The organism is Hymenobacter canadensis, from assembly GCF_027359925.1.
GTDB lineage: Bacteria > Bacteroidota > Bacteroidia > Cytophagales > Hymenobacteraceae > Hymenobacter > Hymenobacter canadensis.
Genome location: NZ_CP114768.1, coordinates 1 through 24,294 on the forward strand (window position 1 = coordinate 1; position 24,294 = coordinate 24,294).

The 24,294-nt window shown below is 62.3% G+C and carries 16 protein-coding genes and 1 pseudogene; 10 read left to right on the forward strand and 7 right to left on the reverse strand.

Translation table 11 applies throughout. From position 1 onward, the window contains the following. Positions 1 to 433 precede the first annotated feature (433 nt). Entirely contained in the window at positions 434 to 808 is a 375-nt protein-coding gene (locus tag O3303_RS19390) for a hypothetical protein (protein WP_269562091.1), read from the forward strand. Next, positions 801 to 1,136 (forward strand): nucleotide pyrophosphohydrolase, encoded by a 336-nt coding sequence (locus tag O3303_RS19395; RefSeq protein ID WP_269562092.1) that lies wholly within the window; start codon positions 801 to 803, stop codon positions 1,134 to 1,136. Before O3303_RS19390 ends, O3303_RS19395 begins: the two co-directional genes overlap by 8 nt. Before the next feature lie 164 nt (positions 1,137 to 1,300). On the opposite strand, the pseudogene O3303_RS19400 reads toward O3303_RS19395, so the two are convergent. The 7 genes and pseudogenes from O3303_RS19400 to O3303_RS19430 form a co-directional block, all read right to left on the reverse strand. Next, positions 1,301 to 1,381 (reverse strand): annotated as a pseudogene (locus O3303_RS19400) (IS5/IS1182 family transposase); the annotation flags it as partial. 215 nt (positions 1,382 to 1,596) lie between these two features. Beyond that, positions 1,597 to 2,016, reverse strand: coding sequence for a hypothetical protein (locus O3303_RS19405; protein WP_269562093.1), 420 nt, complete (start codon positions 2,014 to 2,016; stop codon positions 1,597 to 1,599). A 62-nt stretch (positions 2,017 to 2,078) separates the two neighbouring features. Continuing rightward, the gene (locus O3303_RS19410) at positions 2,079 to 3,311 is read right to left on the reverse strand and encodes a 5-(carboxyamino)imidazole ribonucleotide synthase (protein ID WP_269562257.1); all 1,233 of its coding nucleotides are present in this window, start codon (positions 3,309 to 3,311) and stop codon (positions 2,079 to 2,081) included. Positions 3,312 to 3,325: 14 nt separating this feature from the next. Next, complete coding sequence (purE, locus tag O3303_RS19415) at positions 3,326 to 3,859, reverse strand: 5-(carboxyamino)imidazole ribonucleotide mutase (RefSeq protein WP_269562094.1); 534 nt, start codon at positions 3,857 to 3,859, stop codon at positions 3,326 to 3,328. A 65-nt stretch (positions 3,860 to 3,924) separates the two neighbouring features. After that, positions 3,925 to 5,202, reverse strand: a complete 1,278-nt coding sequence (locus O3303_RS19420) for a dihydroorotase (protein ID WP_269562095.1) — start codon at positions 5,200 to 5,202, stop codon at positions 3,925 to 3,927. 94 nt (positions 5,203 to 5,296) lie between these two features. After that, complete coding sequence (locus tag O3303_RS19425; RefSeq protein ID WP_269562096.1) at positions 5,297 to 6,277, reverse strand: aspartate carbamoyltransferase catalytic subunit; 981 nt, start codon at positions 6,275 to 6,277, stop codon at positions 5,297 to 5,299. Between the two features lie 838 nt (positions 6,278 to 7,115). Continuing rightward, complete coding sequence (locus tag O3303_RS19430; RefSeq protein WP_269562097.1) at positions 7,116 to 12,587, reverse strand: beta strand repeat-containing protein; 5,472 nt, start codon at positions 12,585 to 12,587, stop codon at positions 7,116 to 7,118. Positions 12,588 to 13,810: 1,223 nt separating this feature from the next. Between O3303_RS19430 and O3303_RS19435 the strand changes: the two genes are divergently transcribed. From O3303_RS19435 to O3303_RS19470, 8 genes are all read left to right on the forward strand, one after another. Continuing rightward, on the forward strand, positions 13,811 to 13,978 hold the full coding sequence (locus O3303_RS19435) for a hypothetical protein (protein WP_269562098.1): 168 nt from the start codon (positions 13,811 to 13,813) through the stop codon (positions 13,976 to 13,978). A gap of 22 nt (positions 13,979 to 14,000) precedes the next feature. Then, positions 14,001 to 14,585: a BLUF domain-containing protein gene (locus tag O3303_RS19440; protein ID WP_269562099.1), complete on the forward strand. Its 585-nt coding sequence runs from the start codon at positions 14,001 to 14,003 to the stop codon at positions 14,583 to 14,585. Positions 14,586 to 14,707: 122 nt separating this feature from the next. Continuing rightward, entirely contained in the window at positions 14,708 to 17,077 is a 2,370-nt protein-coding gene (locus tag O3303_RS19445) for a hybrid sensor histidine kinase/response regulator (protein ID WP_269562100.1), read from the forward strand. Positions 17,078 to 17,705: 628 nt separating this feature from the next. Next, positions 17,706 to 17,936: a hypothetical protein gene (locus tag O3303_RS19450; RefSeq protein WP_269562101.1), complete on the forward strand. Its 231-nt coding sequence runs from the start codon at positions 17,706 to 17,708 to the stop codon at positions 17,934 to 17,936. Positions 17,937 to 18,145: 209 nt separating this feature from the next. Further along, complete coding sequence (locus O3303_RS19455; RefSeq protein WP_269562102.1) at positions 18,146 to 20,575, forward strand: TonB-dependent receptor; 2,430 nt, start codon at positions 18,146 to 18,148, stop codon at positions 20,573 to 20,575. Positions 20,576 to 20,758: 183 nt separating this feature from the next. Further along, on the forward strand, positions 20,759 to 21,466 hold the full coding sequence (locus O3303_RS19460) for an ABC transporter ATP-binding protein (RefSeq protein WP_269562103.1): 708 nt from the start codon (positions 20,759 to 20,761) through the stop codon (positions 21,464 to 21,466). A gap of 3 nt (positions 21,467 to 21,469) precedes the next feature. After that, positions 21,470 to 22,888: an ABC transporter permease gene (locus tag O3303_RS19465; protein WP_269562104.1), complete on the forward strand. Its 1,419-nt coding sequence runs from the start codon at positions 21,470 to 21,472 to the stop codon at positions 22,886 to 22,888. Between the two features lie 4 nt (positions 22,889 to 22,892). Next, positions 22,893 to 24,275: an ABC transporter permease gene (locus O3303_RS19470; protein WP_269562105.1), complete on the forward strand. Its 1,383-nt coding sequence runs from the start codon at positions 22,893 to 22,895 to the stop codon at positions 24,273 to 24,275. The last annotated feature ends 19 nt before the right edge of the window (positions 24,276 to 24,294 follow it).

The following is a 24,294-nucleotide window of genomic DNA, read 5'->3' on the forward strand; positions in this document are numbered from 1 at the left end:
AGGGGTTACAATGGAAGGGGGGCGCAGATACGCTGCAGGTAGCTTAAGCTTTAACATCACTGAAAAAAATGTCGGGTTGAGCATTGGGGGAGAGGCACGTACCATTGGTGAAAACGAGCCGGTATTAATGAATTTATACATAGCCAAGTCCTTCACATTCACCGATTTTAAGGACTTGGTCAAATTTGACTAGTCAGAAACAACGCTTAGCATTTGCTGATGACTAATAGTTTCCCAGCTACTATTTTAAAGCGTCGGCAGGGAATTGGCATACTCGTTAAACCTATTACGATTATGCTCTTGCAAACAGTCGGTTGCGCATGTAGCAACTTCGTAAACTAAATAATGCAACTCTACGCCGGTTCCTCCACCGACTTTATCACAGCCACGGCCCACAATGCCATTGTCGGTCAGTTCAAGTCCGCTTTCTTCGATGACCATTAACCACCCCCTCAACGACTTCCTCTACAGTCTCTTGTCGGCAGCCCAGGCATTTGGCCAGGCCCCCGAGCAGTTCCTTGACCACCTAACCGACTTCTACACCTTCGGGCCCTACCGGCCCACGGTCACGATCAAGGGCGATGTAGTAGAGGCAAAGCTTGATACCAAGGCCATCCAGGCCCAGCAGGCCGAATACCAGAAAGTGCTACGCCTCAGTGAAGCCGGCCAGTTCCGCCAAGCCCTGCCGCGCCTGCAGCAACTTATCGGCCAGAACCCTACCGTTTCCGAGTACCACCGCGTCCTGGGCCAAGCGCTGTCCGAGTTGGAAATGGCCCACACCTTGGACAAGGGCAAGTCAGATGAGTAACTCCATTGACGACCTCCTCCGGCAACTGCGTGAGTTTCGCGACGAGCGGGACTGGGCGCAGTTCCATAACTCCAAGTATCTGGCCCTGGCCTTAAGCATTGAGGCCGCCGAACTCAATGAACTGTTCCTTTGGAAGAAGCCCGAAGAGGCTAACCCTGAACGAGTACAGGAAGAGTTGGCGGACGTGTTGCTCTACGCATTTCAACTGGCCGATAAATACGGCTGGGATATCCTGCAACTCATGCAGAATAAGATTGAGCAGAACGCCGAAAAGTACCCGGCTGACAAGGCCCGTGGATCGGCCCAAAAGTATGATGAGCTTCTGTAAAGCCGGGCCCCTAGAGACTGACAAGTAAACCTTATCAGTCCTTATGATTTTACTTCAACCCTTACAACACTAGTCCACCAGTTAAAGCTGGGACAGTACATGTCGTAAGAAAACATAACCTTCTTTTATATAGGTCACGGTCCTTCATGAAGAAAAATCAGGTTGGCGCCGTCATACCCGGCCCGAGCGCCAGGTTCGGGCGTGCTTTGTAGCGTACGCGAGTCTAAAATAACGGCCGTGGACTCGGCCTAGCAACTGGCCAGTCGGCAGGCCAGCTCGCGCAAATCGGCCAAAAGGTGCTCATAACATCGGTTGTCGCGCCAGATGTAGCGTTCCGGAATAAGCCAAGTAAACCAACCTTTTGTTCGGAGGCCGGGGCCGGGGCAAAGCAGAGAAACTGCGGCCCCGGCCCCTTTACTGTCCCGCAGTTCAAGGTCGGCGGGACAGCAAAGGGGCCGGCTCATTTTTGGGCGAGAGGCGCTGCTTCGGCCTGATGAAGCTGGTAGAAAACGGCCGCAAAAAAGAGCATAAAAAGAAAATCGTTGAGGCCGTACACCGAGTAGAAAAGTCCGGCAAACAGATCCTTCGCGTAGACGGCGGCCACCTCGTGGGTGGTAATCCAGCGAAACCAGGCCACGGCGTACACCATTTTCTCGACCACAAAGGCCCCTACCACCCACTTTACATGCTGGTAACGGGCGGCCACGGCCAAAAATACCAGCCCCCAGACGACAATCATCAGCAATCCGAAGTTGGACATAACCACCGGGTCGGTGGCGGGGATGACGGCATTGGTAAAGACCCGCGACAAAAGCAGCACGGCCAGAATGTTGATCAGCCCGGCGGCAATAAATCCGTTGCGAATGAAGGCGTGGCGCATGGCGGCAAATTGAAGCGTTTTCAGAGGTCCGTTACAGCTGCCAAAAGTAAGCTGGATAGCCGCTAAATGGCATCTAGCCCCGGCAAGCCGAGTAAACCAGCGGCGCGGCGTGCCACGGTTTTGACGCTGGCGACATCCGGGCCGGTGATGGTCAGGTGACCCATCTTGCGGCCGGCGCGCGCCTGCGACTTACCATACAGGTGCAGGTGCGTGCCCGGCAGGCTCAGCACGGACTGCCAGTCCGGCTCCTGCAGTTGACCATCGGCGTCGAACCACACGTCACCCAGCAGGTTGAGCATGATGGCCGGGGAATGCTGACGCGGCTGCGGCAAGGGCAGGCCCGCCATGGCATACACCTGCAGGTCGAACTGCGACGCGTCGCAGGCGTCCAGGGTGTAGTGGCCGCTGTTGTGCGGGCGCGGGGCCATTTCGTTGACTACCAGGCCGCCATGCGCGCTGCCGTCGTCCACCACAAAAAACTCGACGCACAGCACCCCGACATAGCCAATATGCCGCGCAATGGAAACGGCCGCGTCGCGGGCCCTATCGGCCAGGGCGGGCGGCATATTTCCTTCGTAGGCGTGGGTCACGGCCAGAATACCCTCGACGTGCACGTTGCGCTGCGGGGCGAAGCTGACGACCTGCCCGTCCCAGCCGCGCGCCACCAGCACCGAACACTCGGCGGTGAGCGGCAGCATCTTTTCCAGCACGCAGGCAGTGCCGCCTAACTCGGCCCAGGCGGCGGCCAGCTCTTCGGCGGTCTTCACGCGCACCTGGCCCTTGCCATCGTAGCCCATGCGGGCGGTTTTCAGGATACCGGGCAGCAAATCAGCCCGGTCAGCCTGCACGGCCTGCAGCTGGGCCGGCGTTTCAATCACTGCATAAGGCGCGCAGCTCACCCCCGACACGTCGGCGCAGGCCGTGAAGTGGGCTTTTTCCTCGATGCGGTTTTGGGCAATGCCTACCACAGCGGCGCCCGGGGCCACGGGCCGGGTCAGGGCCAGCGTTTGCAGGACCTGGGCCGGTACGTTTTCAAACTCGGTGGTGATGGCCTGGCACAGGTGGGCCAATTCCGCCAGCCCGGCTGGGTCGTTATAGGCGGTCTGAATATGATGATGGCTCACCAGCCCGGCCGGACTTTGCGCGTCGGGTTCCAGCACGGCGGTGAAGTAGCCCAGGCGCTGGGCGGCGTGTACAAACATGCGGCCCAGCTGGCCGCCGCCCAGTACCCCCAGCGTAGCCCGCTGGCCGGCGGCATCCGTGCTGCCCGGGAAAATCGGCGTCATGGTGGCCATGTCAGTTCCCTCGTTCATAGCGGCAGCGTCATGGCGCGGGCGGCCTCGGTTTGTTCGGCGCGAAACGCCTGCAGCTTGGTCGCCAGCTCCGGGTTGTGCAGGGCCAGCATGCTGACCGCGAACAAGGCCGCATTGGCTGCCCCGGCATTGCCAATGGCAAACGTGGCCACCGGCACGCCTTTGGGCATCTGCACGATGCTGTGCAGCGAATCAACGCCCTGCAAATGGCGGCTGGCCACCGGCACGCCCAGCACGGGCAGCGCGGTTTTGGCGGCCATCATGCCCGGCAGGTGGGCGGCCCCACCCGCGCCGGCGATGATGGCCTGCAGGCCACGCGGGCCGGCTTGTTCGGCGTAGGCAAACAGGTCATCGGGCATGCGGTGGGCCGACACGACGCGCGCTTCGTGGGCCACGCCAAAGTGCGTGAGAATCTGCACGGCATGCTGCATGGTGTCCCAGTCGCTGCTGGAGCCCATGACAACGCCAACCACTGGCTTGTCCAGGTTGGCGCTGGGGATGGGGGTGTCGGATGTTAAAAGGGTACTCATGGGGAAATATTTGTGTTATGCTGAGCTTGTCGAACGACTATTATCTGGCTAAGCTCAACGAACGGTTAGCGCTCCAGCAGGATTTCGGCACCTAAAACCACTAGGTCCACCCGGCCCTTCAGGGTCTGGTCGATGAAGGGCGTGTTCTGGGATTTGGATTTCATGAACTCCTTGGTGAAGGTAGTTTCGGCCGTGGTATCGAACAAAACGCAGTTAGCTTCCTGGCCCACTTCAATGGCGGCTACCGGCAAACCCATCAGGCGGCGGGGCTCGGCCGAATAGCGCTTTACCACCAGGTCCCACCCAAATTTGCCGGGCTCGACGAAGTGGTTATAGAGCGAGACCAGGGCCGTATCCAGGCCGGTGATGCCGTTGGGCGCGCTGATGAAATCCTGGGCTTTTTCGAACGGCGTATGCGGCGCGTGGTCGGTGGCAATGATGTCGAAGACGCCCTCAATGAGTCCGGCGAGCAGCGCATCACAATCGGCCTGCGTGCGCAACGGCGGGTTCATCTTGTAGTTCGTGTCGTAGTCGCCGATGTGCTCGTCGGTGAACATCAGGTGGTGCGGCATCACTTCCGCCGTGACCTTCACATCGCCGCGGGATTTCCACCAGCGGATGGTTTCCATGCCCATCTTGCTGGACACGTGCTGGATGTGTACGTGCGCGCCGGCCGCGTGGGCCAACCGAATGTCGCGGTCAATAATGATTTCCTCCGCGCAGGCCGGCGAACCCTTGATGCCGAGCCGGTAGCTCATCACCCCTTCGTTCAGGGCGCGCGGCCCGGCCAGCTCCGGCACCTCGCAGTGGCTGGCGAAAAACATCCCAAACTCGGTGGCGTACTGCATGGCCCGCAGCAGTACCGCCGGGTCGGCGGTGGTGTCCCCGTCGTCGGTGAGCATCTTCACGCCAAGGCCACGCATGCCCTCGATTTCCGCCAGCTCCTTGCCCTCGCGGTTCTTGGTGACGCAACCCGAGGTGTACACCGGAATGCGGGAGCGGTGTTTGGCATTTTCCAGCACCGTGGCTATGGCGGTGGCCGAGTCGAGGGCCGGGCGGGTGTTGGGCATCATGACCACGCCGGTAACGCCGCCGTTGATGGCCGCTTCGCTGCCTGTAGTGATGGTTTCCTTGTTCTCAAAGCCGGGGGCGCGGAAATGGACGTGGGCATCAAACATGCCGGGCATCAGCACCCGGCCGCGCGCGTCGATGACGCGGGCCCCTTCGGGAATGGCCAGGCTTTGGCCGATTTCTTGAATTATTCCTTCGACAATCAGAACGTCGCTCTCGACAAGTGCGGGTGAATTTTCGGAGGCGATGCGGGCGTTTTGGAGGAGGAGCATGGAGGGAGAAGTGCGGTAAACCGGCAAGGGATGGGGGTATTCGGGCAGTTGAAGAAGAAAATACACGGGCGGAACCAGCCGCCGCGACCGGGCTTTAGGGCGTAATCACCGGTGAGCCGGCTTTCTGCTGGGCGATATACGCTTCCTGCTTCGGGAAGTCGCCGCCCGGGGTGAGCCAGTCGAGCACGGCCATGCGAACGGAGATGCCGTTTTCGACCTGGTTGGTGATCAGGCTGCGCTCGTAGTCCATCACGGCGTCGCACAGTTCCACGCCCCGATTCACGGGGCCGGGGTGCATGATGTAGAGGCCCCGGTCGCGGATTTCCGCCAGTCGGGTAGTGGTGATGCCGTAGACCCGGTGGTATTCGCGGACGCTGGGAAAAAACTGCACGTCCTGGCGCTCCAGCTGCACGCGGAGCAGGTACACCACATCGGGCGCCCAGGCCATGGCCGCTTCGTAATCAGTGAAGCGGGGGATGGTGGCCGGGCCGTACTTGGGTACCAGTGAGCCCGGCCCCAGGTACGCCACCTCAACGCCCAGCTTCTGGAGCAGCGTGCTGGTGGAGCGCGCGACGCGGGAGTGGAGAATATCCCCGATGATGAGGACTTTTTTACCCCGGGGGTCGGGGAATTTTTCCTTGATGGTGAATGCATCCAGCAAAGCCTGGGTGGGGTGCTCGTGCGCCCCGTCGCCGGCATTGATGACCGACGCCGTAGTCTGGCGGGCTATCATGGCGGGCAGGCCGGGGTGGCCGTGGCGCACGACGATGTAGTCGGTGCGCATGGCCTGCAGCGTCTCAATCGTCTCGCGCACCGACTCGCCTTTGGTGATGGAGGAGTGGGCGACGTCGAAATTCGTTACCTCCGCCGAGAGGCGTTTAGCGGCCACCTCGAAGGAGGAGTGCGTGCGGGTGCTGGCCTCGTAGAACAGCATGAGCACGGACTTCCCCTCAAGGGCGGGGATTTTTTTTACCGAGCGGGTGAACAGTTTTTTAAACGACGTGGATTGGTCGAGCAGGAACTCGATTTCCTCACGATGGAGGGAGGCGATGTCGAGTAGGTCTTTGCGTGCCATACCGGAGTGAAGGAAAAGTGAGGTCGTCTAGCTAAAAAAACAGGAGGAAGTCTTATCTGCCACTCCCCATGGCGGCGAAACTGGCTGCTGGTGTGGGCCGAAAGGCTGGTGGCAGCCGCCACATTTGAAGGCGGGGGAGCTGGCGTTCAGGAGAGGCGTGAGCTGGCTGCGGGGCAGCAGTCGATGAACGCAACGGGCATAAAAAAACCGTTTCGGAATCCGAAACGGTGGCGGGGCAATACCCAGAAAAAACAACGGAAATACTAGACCCAGAGGCAAAATCAGGAGAACCAATAGCAGCGAAGACCTGCCGGTCCATTCGCAGTTCCCTGTCGAGCAGAGTCCCGCGCTTCATCAACATGTTTCCTGGTTGAAGCATGCTGCAAAACTACGGCATTGTTACGCCCGGCAATTCATTGATAATGGTAATTTTTTTTTCGCGCCGCTTTTCCGGCCCTTGGCTTTCGACCTGACGAGTTAAACGACGCATTTTGTCATTCTTTTCGCCGTCCAAAAATAATCATGGCTCACGTAACCCATTGCTTTGCAAGCACAGTCTGGCCTAACTTTAGCTCTTTATTCCGCTCGCATCGGCTGGCACACTGCCACTTTCCAGCCGCAAGCACCCCATTAACTACTGAGTTGTTCACCGAGTGAGGTAGTCTGGTTACCCTGGCCAGAGTTGGAACGTTGTTTTGAGGTGTTTTTATAAGTGGTTGTTCGTTTGATAGTTGAGGGCTGAGTGGCGGCATTCAGCGTTGTAGCAGGCCATGTGGTGACTGATTTCGAGCATAGCCTCCACTAAGCCCCTTCTTCTGTCCGGCATTCCCAGACCAGCTCACTGCTTTAGGAGCTTGTGCTTGCCTGCCAGGCCGCCATCAGCGTTGCGAACGTGGACTAGGTACAGGCCCGGAACCCAGCCGCTGACTTCCAGCAACTCGTCTGGTTGGCTGGCCGGCGCGGCGTACACCAGGCGGCCAGCGCTACTGTATATGCACAGCATCTGGCCGGGGCGCAGCCCCAGGAGGCGCACAGTGTTGGTGGCCGGGTTGGGCACCAGGCGCACGGGGCCGCCGGCCCCGCAGGTTATGGCAAAAGCCGTTACTGGACTGTAGGTACTGGTGCGGTCTAGGTCGATTTGCCGGAGGCGGTAGTAGTTCAGTCCTTCGCCCGGCTGTTGATCGGTGTAGCCATAGGTGCTGCCGCTGGCGCTGTTGCGGCTCGCGACGGTAGTTATTTTCTGAAATGAGCGGCCATCGGCGCTGCGCTCCAACTCGAACCGGTCGTTGTTGATTTCGCTGGCCGTGGCCCAATCGAGGCGCACGGCGCAGGAGCCGCTGGCCGTGGCCGTAAAGCGGGTCAGCGTTACCGGCAAGGGGGCGGCTCCTACCATCTGGCCCAAGCCAAACTGGCTGAAGCTGATCAGGCCCAGGCGCAGGGCGTAGCCGTTCGCTACCAGACGCCCCGCGCCGCCGTTGGGGTTGAGCGTGCCGCCCCCGCCGGTCCAGTCGGCCGCGTCGGTGCTGGTGTCGGGGCGCTTGAGGACGGTAAAGGAGTTGTCAATCAAAGCACTGAAAGGCAGCAAACTCACCTTAGCGTCGTAGGTGCCAGCGCTGGGCTGGCTGTCGGGTGTGAGCGTCCAGACCCCGGCGCTGTGGATGGCGCGGTAGGGTGTGTAGCCCGGCTCGAGGTAGGTCAGGTTGGCATCGGTGCCGGGCTTGGGTCCAAAGCTGGCATCGATGGTGCCGAAGCCGCTGCCGCTCAGGTTGTGGTCAAGCAGCTCATAAAGCGCGTATTGACTGGCCGTGCCCACGGGGAAGGCGTACGTAGCCACGGTATTGCTGGCAATAGCGCGGCGCAGGGTTCCTGCCACGTAGCTGCCGGCCCCGTAGCCGCTGAGGCTGGAGGCGCTGGCGTTGCTGTGCACCCATTTATAGAGGCCCGTCGTGATGGTGCCGGCACTCAGCATGAGCGTGCCGCTGGTGCTGGCGTCGGTGGCCAGGGTGAGGCCGGTGGCGTTTTTTACTACCACGCTGCCGAAGGTGCCGGCGGTCAGCGTTTGGGGGCTGGTGCCCTGAAAGGTGACCTGGCTGGTGGCGACTGAAGTCACGGTGCCATTATTCACCCAGTCGCCGGCTACGGCCAACTGGGCGCTGCTGCCCAGCGTGAAGGTAGCCCCGGCCGGGATGGTGAGCGTACGCACGGCCGCTCCGGCCCCGTTCAGCGTGGGTTGCACGGCGACATTGGCCGTCAGGCTATTGCCGAGGCTAACTGACGTGGTATTAGGGCTGATGGTAGCGTCGGTACTGGCATCGGGCACGTTGCCGCTGGCCCAGTTGTGGCAATCCAGCCAGTTGCCATCGGCGGGGGCGCTGTTGCCGCTCCAGGTGCCGGCCGGTCCGGCCAGGATGGCATCGGTCACGACGGGGAAGGTGCTTAGGTCGGTGTTGCTGGTGGTGCCGCAGCCGCTGGTGGGCGACGTGGCCAGCGCCACTACCTGATACTGCGTGGTGGCGGTGCTGGTCGGGATGGGATAATAGTAGGGAGTGGTCGGGGCACTCACGTCCTCGTACGTGTTGGCCGTAAGGTTGTGCACGCGCAGGGTGAGCGGGTAGTGGGCAGTGGGCAGGGCGAGGCCGGACACGTTATTAATGTTGTCGTAGGCCGTGAAGTCGATGCGGAGCGTGTGGGCGCCCTCAGCGGGGCAGGTGGTGCGGTTCACGTAGCTGGCGCGGGGCAAAAAGCCGAAACTCCAGCCGGGGTTGTTGCCCTGGTTGTTGGCCCCGTTGCGGCCGGCCTCGAAATAGGCCCCGCCCGTGGCCCGGCTGTCGCGGATGTAGGTGTAGTCGGCGCAGATGCCGCCCGTGGCTTTGGTCCAGGTGAAGAGGCTACCGTTCACGGAGCTTTGCAGCGTGACGGGGTTGTTGCTCAACCCCACCGAAACCAGGGTAGCATTAGGCCCAAACGTGGTGGTGTTGCCGGCCGTGAAGACGTAAGCCCGGCCGGCAAGGAAGGTCAGCGTGCCACTAATGGTATTATTGCCCTGGATGTTCGTGGAGCCGGTAAGCTGGAGGTCGTGAAACGCATTGTTGCCGGCGAGGGTGATGACGGTTAGCGGGTTGTCAATCAGCACGTCATAATACGACTGGCCGCCCCCGGTGAAGACGTTGGCATTCACGGTGAGCCGCGAGGTGCCCGCTGCTATGGTCAGGTTGGAGGTAACGGCCACCACCCAGATGCCATTCACGGTTACCGGCGAAGCACCGAGCTGGAGTACCTTTGCCGCCACCGTTGAAGTGACGTAGTTGGGAATGCTGACGGGCTGATTATTCGTGGCAAGCGTACCGGCCGTGTGCGTAATCCCGGCGGTGCTGGCGAAGGCGTCGGCCAGCGTCACGCTGCCGCCGGGCACGTTGAGGTTGAGGGTGCCCGTCAGCCGTTGACCGGCGCTGGTGAGGGTGCTGGCGGTACCCGGCCCCAGTATGGCCAGGCCCCCGGCCAGCGCCAGGGTCAGGTTAGGTTCGGGAGCCCAGGTTACGGAGCCGTAGACGCTCAGCAGATTTCCGGTCACGTTGCGCAGGGTCAGCCCTTTGCCGTTGGTGAGGGCACTGCAATCGATGCTGCGGCAGCTGGCCGAGGCCAGGTTGATGGTCAGCGTCTGGCCCGTGGTTGTCACCGAATTGGCATCCACCACCACGTTATCAACGAGTGAGGGCGTGCACGCGCCGCCGCTGCCGCCACTGCTCAGGCTCCAGTGGGCGGCATCGTTCCAGTTGCCGCCCTCGCCCACCCAGTACAGGGTCCGCGTCGCGGGGGGCAGGAAGGCAATGCCCGTGTTGCTGCCATTATCCAGGCCGCTTTGGTCCTGCCAGGTCGCCCCGCCCGAGAAATCGGTGTTCTTCAGTATCACGTATTGCAGCGGCGCATTACTGGCTGAGATGAAGCGGGTAGCGGCCGCGCTTGAAGGGCCGATGATGGTGATGTAGTTCGAGCACGTCCCCACGGCGTTCAGTGTGGCTCCCGGGGTGAAGGTTTGGGTGGTGGCATTCGGTACCAGGTAGGTCTTGCCGGGGCTCAGCAGCAGCTGTCCGGTGATGGAATTGTTGCTGCCGATGGTGGCTGACCCGTAGAACAGCAGGTTCTGAAACGTGTCGTTGGCGGTGGTATTGCCGATTATCGTGGCCGAAGTGCCCCCGGTGTTATTGGAAAAGGTGACGGTGCCGTACGTCAGGCCCAGGCCTCCACGAAAAATACTGTTATAGAAGGGCGTATTGTTGCCGTTGAGCAGATTGATGGTGCTACTGCCGGCATTGAGCGTGACGGGCGTAGTGGTGACGTCCGCCGTCGTGACGCTGGCCACGTCCCAGGCGTAGTTGCTCACCACCGCATTGGCATCGTTGCGGGTGTTGGTGCCCAGTAGGTTGAGCACGCTCGTACCCAGGTTCACCGTCGGCGGCGACAGGCTGAGCGGACTCGCTGGTCCCGAGCCGGTGGTGTACACCGAGTTATTGAATACGTAGCCGCTGCTAAAGGATTGGGCATTGATCAGGTGGTCGTTGGTCGTGAACGTGCCCGACTCCACAAACACCCGGCCCGTGGTGGTCACGTCGTCCAGCAGCGCGTAGCTGCCCCCCGCCGCCCGAAACCACAGGTGCGCCGCCAGGGGCTGCCCGGCCGTGGTGAGCGTGTAGCTGCCTCCGCCCGGCTGTCCCAGAAATACGTCGGCCGCCAGCGCCTGCGTCAGGCTGGCCGGCCCCACCAGTGTCAGCGAGCCGGCCACCGTGAGCCCGCACCGCGAGGCGGCGTTCAGCGTGGGCTTGTTCGTCACGCCCGTCCAGTCCATGTTGCGGCACTGCTGCCCGGTGAGGTCCAGCGTCACCGTGCGGCCCGGGGCGGTGAAGGAATTAGCATCGAAATGCACGTTGGTAAACACAGTGGGTAGGCAGGTATTGCCCACGGTAGAACCACCGCTGACGCTGGCCCAGTGGCTGGGGTCGTGCCAATTGCCGCTGTTGCCCACCCAGTAGAGGTCGGTTACGGGCAGGCCCGAAATCGTGATGCCCGCGTTGCCGCCCTGGTTGGCGCTGGCCGTGGCCACGGCGGCCCCGTTGGCCGGGTTGCCGCTGCTGCCATCGGTAAAGGTGAGGTCCTGCAACACTGCGTAGCTAATGGGCGCCGAGGCCCAGCCCCCGCTCCGCGCCAGGATAGCCGGGCTGCCCGCCAGCGTCGATTGGATTGTGCCTAGGCCCGCGCAGCCGCCACTCGTGGCCAGCGTGGCCCCACTGCCGAAGCTCAGTGCTTTCGTGGCCCCCGGTGCCAGTAGCAGCGCCGCATCGGCCGCCAAGGTCAGGTTGCCGTCGGCGCCGATGGTGGCAGCGCTGCCCAGCGTCAGCCGGCTGTTCACGGTGAGGGTGTTGAATGACGAGTTGGCCACGTTAAACAGTGCGCCGTTCCCGGAATTTACCACTACGGTATGGAAGGCAAACGCTTTGCTGGTCGTAAAGCTTACCGGGCTGGTGTAGTTGGTAAGTGCGCTGGCCCCCACATTGAGCGTGCTGGTTCCAGCCGTTAAGGTCAGGTTGGGGTTGTTCAGGGTGAATGCGCCGGGGCTTGCCTGCGCTAATAGCGTGGTGGTGCTGCTACCCAGATCAAGGATGCCCGGCACAATGCTCGCCACGGCCGTCATGCCCGTGTAGGTGCTGAGCGTGCTGAACGTGAGCGTGGTGCTGCCAAAGCTCACCTGGCGGGCCGCCGAGATGTTCACCACCGCTCCCGACGTGCCGTTGAAGGGACTGGTGAAGGTCCAACCGCCATTGGCGCTGTCAAACAGCAGTGTCGCCCCAAACGGCACGCCCTGCATGTCCACGACCGCGCCGGTCGTGGCCGCTAGCATGCGGTGAGGCACGCTGATAGTCGGCGTCGTGGCCATGGTGGCAGTGTAGCGCAGGTCGCCGTTTATTTCCAGCACGCCGCTGGCCCCCTGCACAAACGTAGCCTGACGCACGTTGCCGCTCCAGGTCATGTCGCGGCAGGTTACCGTCCCGACGATGGTTACCCGCTGGCTGTTGGCCGTGAAGGAATTGGCATCGAAGTACACATTATCGGTGTTTTTGGGCACGTTGGCGTAGGCATTGCCGGTGCCGCCGCTGGTGCTGGCCCAATGACTCATCTCGGTCCAGGCGCCGGTGTTGCCCACCCAGTAGTAGTTGGCGGCGTGGGTAGTCGTACTAATTCCCAGTAGGAACAGCAGCAGCAGGCAGGCCCTGAGTGCGGCGGTGGCCGGGAAATAACCCGGTGAATAAAGTTGCATGAGGTATCAGTAGGTTACTGAGTAGACGTTTGAAAAATCCGCACTGGCTGCCTGCTCCCCGCTGTCGGCCCAGGGCTGGTAGCTGTGCATAGCGCAGCGCAGTAGAACTGCCTGGCTGCCGCTACCTTCTGCCTGGCTGGGCAGCTAGCTAGTGTGGAATCAGGCAATGCAACCCAAAGGCCAAAGAAAACCCAAACCGTAAGTAACTGTAAATAAGGATATTATATAAATTAAACGGCAATAACGCTCCAGCTCACGGATTGCTGTTCCAGCATTTGGAGTGGTAAGAGCATTCCGCCGCACCCGCAGCGCCGGCAATTCACCCTTAAAACAGGGCGTGACAAACGGCATCAGCTTTACCAACCGATGCGAATTCGAAACTTATCGTGGGCTGCTGCCTGCATCCGCTGCTCACCGTGCAAGGCTCACTGAATGCCTGGGAAATGGCCTTGCAGTGCCAACAGCCTAGCGCCGCCTCCTTGATTCACCGTCCGGGCCGTGCGAGTCAGTAGGGCAGCTTTGCGTACATCCAACGGCTTCGGCAAGCGGGGACTCCCATCAGTATGACCCAGCCGTAGGACCCCTACGAGAATGCCGTGACGGAACTCGTCAACGGCATTCTGAAAACAGATTCTCGCTTGAACCGCGTGCTTACCACCTTTGAGGAAGCAGTTCGCGCCGTCGAGCAGAGCGTGCGCAACTATAATTTGCGTCCCCACATGAGCTGCGGGTATCCCATACCGGCGGCTGCTCACACCAGTACCGAGCCTTTGCAAAAGCACTGGAGACCCAAAGTTTACAAGACTCCTCAGCCCCCACTTCAACCGATAGGGCTTGACTTGCTAGCCTACTACTAGGACTAAAACCAGTCATTTTTTCTCCCACGAAGACTGACGACTTTTTTCCAGGATCGGACAACCGGTATACCTATTGCCGGAAGAGACAGGCGCCCCAGGCTGCTGTACTTGTTCTTTCGGCCCCCTGAAGTAAGTTGTAACCCCGCCCGAACTGACCACTGCTGGCCAGTAGGCTGAAGGGCCGCCGGTCGGGCCGACAAGCCGCGTAGCAGCACTCTACTTTTTGGACCTGTCTCCCGGAATCAGAGCCCTGCTTCAATAAGTTATAAAATCAATGATATGATATTCAGGTAAATAAGTATATAATGTGCGTTGGCACAACCTTGGCTTCGGGTCGGCCTACTGAATAAACTCGCCCACAGAAGCTTGAAAAATGCTTCTGCAGAGAAGATCCGCCTCGGCGTGCTGGAATCCGGCTTCAGCAAGTCTGGCTTTTCTTCCCTGGGCTCCCCCACCTCGCTGAGCTTGTCGCCGCCAAGTTACTGGCTGGTGCTTGATGCTCCGGGTAAACCGGACCAGTTGCTTTCCCTGTGATTTAGCTCACTCGCCGTTGCTCATGCAAATCTCACTCACCGATATCGAAATCGAGCGCCAGCGCCAGCACGCGGTGGCCTGGATTGTGTCCCTCACGGCCAACATTCCCCTGCCGGCATCGCACCGGTATGCCCAGCAGGTGCTGGCCCGTCACCAACGCGGCGAGCTGAGCCTTGCGCAGGTAGCCGCGCTGCTCAGCACCAGCGTGTACCGGATGCTTTACCGCAGCCGGGCCACGCACCATCTCAGCGCGGTCCAACTCCAGGAACTGATGGTCCAGGCCCGCGCGAAAAACGCCCGGTTAGTGGTTTCGGGCATGCTGCTCTACAGCGAAGGCATGTTTGTGCAAGTTCTCGAAGGGCCGGAAGAAGCCGTCCGGGCGCTCTACGCCCGGATTGAGCAGGACCCCCGGCACACGCGCTTGCAAACGGTAAGTGAAGGCCTGCAGCCGGCCCGCCAGTTTGCAGAGTGGAGCATGGACTTTGGCGTGGTGGAAGGGCCCGAAGTCGAGCGCGTGCTCGGCGCGATTAAGGGGCAACAGCGGCTGCCCGAGCTGGCCATCGTCAATGCCCGCCTCCAGACCCTGCTCCAGGCTTTTCTCGACTAGCCCGGGAGTAGGGTGCGGCTTTGGTCATGCGTGATTTCCCTGGCGCCCACTGGTACTATCCTCTTTTCAGCGCGGTAATTTCCCGCTGATTTTCCCTTTTCTCCCAGCCGTTATTGTCCATTATGAAAACGGCAATCTTTTCTACCGTGCCCACGGGGTTCGGCCCACCGGCCCCACTTACGGTAGAGCAGCGCCTTCAGGAGCTGACCGAATCCCTGGCGGCGGCCCAGGCAGCCAATGCAGCGCTGAAGCTGCTTGCCGTCGAGCTGCAGGCCCTGGCCAGCCAGCCCGACCAAAACCCGAATGCCATCGTGCGCATCGGGGCCAATCAGCAGCAGCTTTACGCCAACGCCGCCGCCCGGCAGCTGGCCCAGGGCCTGCCAAGGGCCGAGCAGGTGCGGGTGCAGCGCCAGCTGCGGGCCGGGGCCGCCACGGCGCTGGCGCTGGGCGGGGCCCAGCAGGTGGAAGTGCGCCTGGGCGCGCGCACTTTCACCATTTCCGTCGTGCCGTTTCCGGGCGAAGGCTACGTCAACCTCTACTTCACCGACATCACCGAGCGGGAGTCCGTGCGTCTGCAGCTGCAGGCGCAGCAGCAGTTCGTGCAGCAGGTGTTCGATACCATTCCCACGCTGGTGTTTGTGCGGGACGAGGCGCAGCAGCTCGTCTTTCAGAACCACGCCATGCAGGTCATGCTGCAGGGCTCGGCGCTAGCTCGGGCCGAACCCGTGGCCCCCAACAGCGTGCTGGCCCGGGAACTGGCTGCCTACGCCGCCGTCGATAGGGAAGTGCTGGCCACGGGCCAGGAAATTGCCACGGAGGAACCGCATACCCTGCTCGATGGTACGCAACGCTGGTACTACACCATTAAGCGTCCCCTGCACCAACCCGATGGGCGCGTGCAGGTGCTGGGCGTGAGCACCGATGTTACGGCCCTGCGGCTGGCCCAGCAAACCCTGGCGCAGAGTGAGCAGCAGTACCGCGACCTGATGCACTACGGCCAGACCCTCTTTGGCACCTGCGACCTGCAGGGCCGGACCCTGACTGCCAATCCGGCCCTGGCCAAGCTGCTCAACGAAGATGCTACTGAGCTGATTGGCAGGCCCATGGCCAGTCACCTGCCGCCCGAGGACCAAAGCTTTGTGGCGCCCTACCTCACCCGTATTTTCGCCGAGGGCGAGGACCAGGGCGTACTGCGGGTGTGCCCGCGCGGAAGCCTGGAAATCCGCTACCTGCTCTACCACAACTACGTGGTGCGCCCGGCTGGTCAGGACCCCTACATTGCCTCGCACGCCCACGACATCACCGAGCGGGTGCTGGCCAGCAAGGAGCTGAAGCGCGCCAAGCAGGCCGCCGATGCCTCCGTGACAGCCCGCGAAAACTTCCTGGCCAACATGAGCCACGAAATTCGTACGCCAATGAACGGCGTGCTGGGCGTGGCCAACCTGCTGGCCAAAACCGTCCTTACCGCTGAGCAAACTGAGCTGCTGCACATCATTCGCGGCTCGGGGCAGCACCTGCTGGCCGTGCTCAACGACATCCTGGACATGGCCAAAATCGCCAGTGGCAATCTGGAGCTGAATCTGGAATCGTTCAACCTCTGCGAATCGGTAAGGCTGGCCGTGCAGCCGCTGGCCCTGCAGGCCCAGGCCAAGGGCATCCGTTTCGAAGGCACGCCGCTGAGCGCCACCTGCCCGTACCCGATGGTGCAGGCCGACGCGCATCGCCTCAACCAGATTATGCTGAACCTGGTGAGCAACGCCATCAAGTTCACGCCCGCCGGCGGGCTGGTGCAGGTGAAAGGCGAGCTGCTGGCCGAAACGGCTGACACCCTCACCGTGCGGTTTGCCATCACCGACACGGGCGTGGGCATGGGGCCGGAGGTGCTGTCGCGCATTTTCGAGAGCTTCACCCAGGCGTATGCCGACACCGCCCGGCGCTTTGGCGGCACGGGCCTGGGCCTGAGCATCAGCCGCGCGCTGGTGGAGCAGATGGGTGGCGAGCTGACGGCCGAAAGCGCCCCTGGCGTGGGCAGCACCTTTGCCTTCCGCCTCACCCTAGCCAAGGCCACGGAGGCCGCGCCGAATGCAGCTTTCGAGGAGTTCGACACCGGCGTGCTGGCCGGCGTGCGGGTGCTGCTGGTGGAGGACAACGACATCAACCGCTTCGTGGCCCGCCGCACCATGCAGGCCTGGGGCGTGGTGGTGGTGGAAGCGGTGGAAGGTGCCAGCGGGGTGGCCCTGTTCGAGCAGCAGCCCTTCGACCTGGTACTGATGGACATTCAGATGCCCGGCATGAACGGGCTGGAGGCCATGGCCCTGATGCGGGCGCAGCCAGCGACGGGGCAGGCCAACATTCCCATGCTGGCGCTCACCGCCAACGCTTTCCATGGCGACCACCAGCAGTACCGGGCGGCGGGCATGGACGACTGCCTGGCCAAGCCCTTTGAGGAAGCCGAGCTCTACGCCAAGCTGCGGAAGCTTTTACGCCGCTAGCGGGCCGCACACGCCATACCTTCTCTCTCCCTGCAGGAAAAAAACACTGCCACGTCTGCCCCAGACGCTCGGGGGAAAGTCGATTTTGCAAGTCCCACGACGTTGAGTACCGCTGCCGCGGCGGCCGGCGGCCACTCTCTTTTTGCCAGGGCCCGAAGCGTACGCCCTACTTCCGGTGCCAGTCCCACATCCGGGCTCCAGGAGAGCATTGTGACTATCAGGATGAGTCACAGCCCACAAACAGGCCAAGCGGCTGTTGCGGGAGCGGTGCTGGCTGCTGTTGCCCGACGTGCAGCCCTACCTGGCACCGGGCTACGAAGGCCAGTTGCCCGTGCTGCGGCGGGGAGAGCATTTTGAGGCGTCGCAGGTACTGGGAGAACGGTCGTTGTGCGAGACGCCCCGCCCGGGCGGGTGCCGCAATGGCTGGTTTGCGCAATTTCCTTTATGCATCAATGCTGCATAAAGGAAATTGCGCTTACTTTTGCAGCTTCATCACAGCTACAGGTAAGTGCAGGTAAAACGTCGTATTGTGGCTTGGTGGCTGTTAGTCCTGCTCTTGCGGGTGCTGGCACCGGAAGCGGCTGTGCTGCAGTTGCACTTGCATACGCACACGCAGGACGGACCCCGCATGGGTAGTACAGCCACGGCGGCTGGCAAAGCTTTGCTTTCGCCGCAGCACAAGCACTGCCACGTCGAGCAGCTGTATGATGCCCCGTTCCAGCCGGTCGCACCGGTGGTAATTCCTGTTCCGGTACGGCTGCTGCGCTACGCCACGTATCGCCCGCAGGCCCCCGTCTGCCGTGCTTCGCACTTGCTGGATGGTGCTTCGCTGCGCGGCCCGCCGGCCGGCCGCGTTTAAATCCCCCCCCCTCTTCCTGCGGTAATTCTCCTACGGGCTCCGTGTGCCCGGCTGGGTACGCGTGGGCGGCCGTTTTCCGGCGCTGGAAAAGCACTGGTGACGGCGGCAGCCGGGGGGTAGCGACAGCAAATTTTTCTCTTTTCGGGCCTTACCCCACTGGCGGCACATAAGTGCGCCGGGCTGGGCGTGCTCATTCTCTTTGGTAGCGTATGCCCCGGTTTTTCCTGTTTTTCTTATTGTGCTGGCCCTTTTGGGCCGTGGGCCAATTGCCGTCGGGCCATATCGACGGCCACGTTACTGGGTCGGGTATCCACGGCGTAGAAGGCGTTTCGGTGGTGGAAACCACGGGTCGGTTCTCGGCTTTGAGCGGGGCCGACGGCCATTTTTCCCTGACCTTACCTCTGGGCGAATACACGCTCATTACCCGCAGCCTGAGCTATCAGGAGCAGCGCCGCTCGGTGGTGCTGAGTGCGGAAACACCGAATCTGACGGTGGATTTTACCTTGCAGCCCACCGCCACGGCCCTGCAGGAAGTGGAAGTGCTGGGCCGCCAGGAAACCACCTACAAGAGCGACTACAGCTTCGTGGGCACCAAAACGGCCACCCGGCCCATTGATGTGCCACAGTCGATTTCCACCGTGACCAAGGAGCTGATGGCCGACCGCCAGGCCCTGCGTCTGACCGACGTGGTGAAGAACGTGGCGGGCGTCACGCAGTACTCGCACTACGACGACCTCACGATTCGGGGCTTCCGCAACGGCTACGAGAGCGGCTTCCGGCTGCTGAACGGGCTGCGCTCGGGCTTCAGCTACGGCAACTCGTTCACCCAGGCTCCGCTGACGGTGAACCTGGAGCGGGTGGAAATTCTGAAAGGGCCTGGCGCGGCGCTCTACGGCGACATCAACCCCGGCGGCACGGTGAACATGGTGACCAAAAAGCCGCTTGATGTAGCCCGGCAGGCTGTCACTTTCTCCACCGGCAGCTTCAACACCATGCGGGCCACGGCCGACCTGACGGGCCCGGTGAACGAGCAGAAAAACGTGCTCTACCGCTTCAATGCGGGCTTTGAGAAGTCGAACACGTTTCGCAGTGTGAACGATACCCGCTCGCTGATGGTGGCGCCCACCGTCACGTTTCTGCCCACTGACAAGACCACGCTCAACGCCGAGCTGGTGTACACCCACATCGACGGCTACCTCGACCGGGGCATCACCATCCGGGGTGGCGACCTGTACGCGCTGCCCCGCTCGTTCACGCTCAGCCAGCCCAGCGACTATTTTCGCACCAGCACCTACTACCTCAACGCTTCGCTCAACCACCGCTTCACCGACCGACTGTCGTTCAACGCTTCCTACCTCGATTTCACCTACCACGAGGATCTGAGTGAGCACCGCACCCTGAACTCCTACGCCGACGCGCCGGCCAACACGGTGATGAACCTGCGCTACTTCGACCGGCGGGCCGAGGAATACACCAAGAACTTGGCTGCCTACTTCGTGCTGAACGCGGCTACCGGTCCGGTGAAGCACAAAGTGGTAACGGGCGTGGACTACATCCGCTTCACCACCGACCCGCAGAGCACCATGTTCGAGGCCCGGCGCAAGCTGGTAAACGGGGTAGAAACGCCGCTGACCTTCGATCTGAAAAAGCCGCTCTACGAAATCCAGGATCCCACGAAGTACGTGCGCCGGCCGCTGCCGCAGTTTTTCGTCGATTACCTCAACTCCATCTACCACACCACCGGCCTCTACGTGCAGGACCAGATTGCGGTGACGCCGCGCCTGGACGTGCTGCTGGGCGCGCGCTACGAGCTGTTCCATGATGAGCGGGACTACGGCAATGGCGAGGAAACCATTCCGCAGCGCCGCCTGCTGCCCCGCGCCGGCCTCACGTATGCCCTGCTGGGCAACCTGAACTACTTTGCCAGCTACAGCGCCGGTTTCCGGCCGCTCAAGCCGGAGTTTCTGCGGTTTCCGGAGCGCTACGGCCGTAGCACGCCCTTCGATACTGAAACCAGCTACCAGCTGGAAACCGGCCTTAAGGGGGAGTTCTTCAACAACGGCCTGCTGGCCACGGTGGCAGCTTACCAGATTGTGAAGCGCAACCAGCTGGTGCCCACCAACGCCCTGATGCCCGATGGCACGACCGTGTACCGCCAGAATGATTTGGTCCGCTCGCGCGGGGCCGAGCTGGAGCTGACCGGTAACCTGCTCCCCAACCTCAACCTGAACGCCACTTACGCCTTAAACCACTCCGAAGTGCTGGATGCGGCTCTGGCGGTGGAGGAAGGCCAGCCCCTGGCCAACGCCCCCCGCCACTCGGCCGGCCTCTGGACCAAATACACCTTCGTGACGCCCGCGCTGCGCGGGCTGGGTGTGGCCGTGGGCGGCAACGCCGTGGGCCGCCGTCGCACCGAAAACCAGGTGCAGAACACCACCACCGGTGAGCTGTACTGGGGCTACTGGCCCGGCTACACCACGCTGGATGCGGCCCTGTTCTACACCACCGGCAAGTTCAACTTCCATGTGAACGTGAGCAACCTGCTCGATACCTACTACTTCGTGGGCGGCTACGACTTCTTCCGCGCCAGCCCCGGCGCGCCCCGCAACTTCATGGCCACGCTGGGCTACACGTTCTAGGCCGGCAGAACAGCGGCCGTACCGAGCCGGCCACAATCACCAGAACGTCATGCTGAGCGCAGCGGAGCGGAGTCGAAGCATCTCTACCGCAATGCTCAATACCCTTGCAACGAAGCGGTAGAGATGCTTCGGCAAGCTCAGCATGACCGTTCATCTCAAACGATAATCCTCCTTTTCAACCACATGACTTATCTCCTCGAAGCCCGGGCGCTACGCAAGCAGTACGCCGATAAGCTGGCCCTGCGCGAGCTGAACCTGCAGATTGCGCCGGGCGAAATCTTCTGTTTGCTGGGCCAGAACGGCGCGGGCAAATCCACCACCATCAACCTGTTTCTGGGCTTCATTCAGCCCACCTCGGGGGCGGCCTTCGTGAACGGGCTGGAAGTGGCCGCCAATCCGGTCGAAATCAAGCGGCACCTGGCCTACATTCCGGAAAACGTGATGCTGTATCCGCACCTGACGGGGCTGGAAAACCTGGCGTTGTTCAGCAGTCTGGCCGGCTACAAGTACCCGGAAAGTGAGCTGCTGCAGTACCTCATCGATGCCGGGTTGCCGGCCGAGGCGGCGCGGCGACGGCTGGGAGCCTATTCCAAGGGGATGCGCCAGAAAGTGGGTATTGCCATTGCCGTGGCTAAACACGCCAAAGTGCTGCTGCTTGACGAGCCCACCTCCGGCCTCGACCCCAAGGCCAGCAACGAGTTTTCGGAGCTGCTGCGGCGGCTCAGCGGCGAGGGCACGGCCGTGCTCATGGCCACCCACGACATCTTCCGGGCCAAGGAAGTGGGCACTCGCGTGGGCATCATGCGCGAGGGCGAGCTGGTGGACGTGCGCCCCACCGCCGCCCTCAACGCCCAGGAGCTGGAGCAGCTCTACCTCACCTACATGCACTAACCGATGATCAGAAGCATTGCCCAAAAAGAATTCATCAGCACCCTGCGCGACCGGCGCTTTGCGGTGTTGAGCGCCTTGGTGCTCGTACTGCTGCTGGCCGCCACGCTGGTGGGCCGGGCCAGTTTCCGCACGTTGCAGCGGGAGCGGCAAACGGCCCAAGGCACCGTGAACGAGCAGTTCCGCAACCAGCCGTCCCGGCACCCGCACCGGGTGGCGCACTACGGCTCGTTTGCCTTCCGGCCCAAGTCAGGGCTGAGCTTGCTGGATGGCGGCGTGGACTCGTTTACTGGCAGCGCCGTGTACCTGGAGGCCCACCAGCAGAACAGCGTCAACTTCAGCCAGGCTCAGCAGTCGGGTTCCCTCATCCGGTTCGGGGAGATGACCGTGGCCTTTGTGCTGCAGCTGCTGGTGCCGCTGCTCATTATTTTCCTGTGCTTCGGGGCCTTCACGCAGGAGCGCGAAACCGGCACGCTCAAGCTGCTGCTCAGTCAGGGTGTGAGCCTGCGCCAGGTGGCCTGGGGCAAGATTACGGGCTACGGCCAGGCCGTGGCGCTGGTGGTCACGCCGGCCCTGGCGCTGGCGGCGGCCCTGCTGTTTACGGGCGAGGAGTTTGCCTCGAATACCGACCTGGTAGCGCGGCTGGCCCTGTTTGGCCTCGGTTACGCGGTGTATTTCTTCCTGATAGTGGTGGGCTCAGTGGTGGTTTCGGCCCGGCAGAGCAGCTCCCGCACGGCCCTGGTCATGCTGCTCGGCCTCTGGATTCTGGGCGGCATCATCCTGCCCAAAGCCACTGCCAACCTGGGTGCCTCCATCTACCCCACCATCACCAAGGCCCAGCTGGACGCCGATGTGCATGAAGAAGCCCAGCACGGCATCGACGGCCACGACCCGCACGATAAGCGCGCCGAAGCCCTGAAAGCCGACTTGCTGAAAAAGTACGGCGTCGATTCCGAAGACCAGCTGCCCGTGAGTCTGGCCGGGGTGCAGATGGCGGCCGGCGAGGAGTATTCCGCTAAGGTTTACCAGCAGCATTTCGCGGCCCTGAACGCCACCTACGAGCGCCAGAACCGCCTTTCCGACTGGGCCGGGCTGCTGAATCCCTACCAGGCCATCCGGCCGCTCTCCATGGGTGTGGCCGGCTCCGATTTCGGTCATTATGTGCACTTCCAGCAGGCCGCCGAAGCCTACCGCTACGCGCTGGTGCAGCGCCTCAACGGCCTGCAGGCCGGCATGGGCCACGGCGACAAAGAGCGCCGCCTCGACGCCGCTACCTGGCGCGAGTTGCCGGTTTTCGCTTACCAAGCCCCAACCCTGGGCTGGGCATGGCCACACTTGCTGCTGCCGGTGGCGGCCCTGTTACTCTGGGCTGCGGGCCTGAGCTGGCTGGGGCTGCGCCTGATTTCTAAAACCTCTGTTGAGTAAGCTGATGCACCTGTTCCGAATCCTGTTTTTCTACGAGTGGCGGCACTTCCGCGCCGCCCGGGGCCTCGTGTTGCTGTGCGGGCTGCTACTGGCCACGGGCCTCTACGGTATCTACTATGGCACCACCGAAGTGACCCGGCAACGCGCGCAGCTGGCGGCTCTGCCCGAGCTGACGCGCCGCAACGTGGCCGAGCTGCAAGTGAAATTCCCCGGCCCCGCCGACGCCGGCGACATCGGCTACTACCACAGCACCTTCGCCGTGCATCATCCTGATGCCTGGGCCGCCCTCTCCCTCGGCCTGCGCGACGTGAACCCCAGCTACGTGAAGCTGCGCCTGCTGGGCCTGCACAACCAGCTCTACGCCACCGACAATGCCAACCCCATGAAGCTGCTCAGCGGCAACTTCGACCTGGCCTTCGTGCTGGTGTATTTGCTGCCGCTGCTCATCATTGCGCTGGGCTTCAATCTGCTGTCGGCCGAGCGGGAAGAAGGCATCCTGACGCTGCTGCTGGCCCAGCCGGTGCGTCCGGCGACGGTGGTAGCGGCCAAGCTGGCGTTCCGGCTGGCGCTGGTGCTGGGGCTGGCGGGGCTGTTGTCCGTGGCCGGGATGCTGTGGGCCGGGGTGCCGCTGGATGGGCGCGTGGCGAGCTGGCTGGCCCTCACGGCGCTGTACTGCCTGTTCTGGTTCGGGGTGGTGCTGGTGGTCACGGCCTGGCAGCGGCCCTCGGCCGTGAATGCCGTGGTGTTGCTGGGCGTGTGGCTGGTGCTGGTGGTGCTGGTGCCCAGTTTGCTGAACCTGGCCGTGGCGGCGGCCCGTCCTGTGCCCCAGGGCCTAGAGCTGACCATCCGGCAGCGCGAGGAAATCCACGCCGGCTGGGACAAGCCCAAGGCTGAAACCATGAACCGCTTCTTCGCGCTCTACCCGCAGTGGCGCGACACGGCCACCATCCGGGAGCGGTTTGTGTGGCGCTGGTACTACGCTTTCCAGCACCTCGGCGACCAGGCCGTGGCCCCGCAGGCCGCCTCTTACGCCCACGGCCTGCAGGCCCGCTACAACCTGGTGGAACAGCTCAACCTGCTGTCACCCGCCATCAACGCCCAAAGCAGCTTCAACGCCTTGGCCGGCTCCGATTTGCCCGCGCATCTGGCCTTCCAGCGCAGCGCCACCCGCTACCACGACTCGTTGCGGGCGTTTTACTACCCGTTCCTGTTCCGCAAAGTCGAGTTCACCCACGCCGACTACGCCCGCGAGCCGCAGCACAGCTTCACGAGCGTACCCGAGCTGGCCACCGCGCAGCACGGTTTGAGCAAGCTGCTGCTGAGCGTGGCCGTCGTGTTTGGGCTCGGTGGCCTTCTACTGCGCCTGCGCCCCGTTTCGCCCCTTTAGTGTAGCCACTCAATGGCCG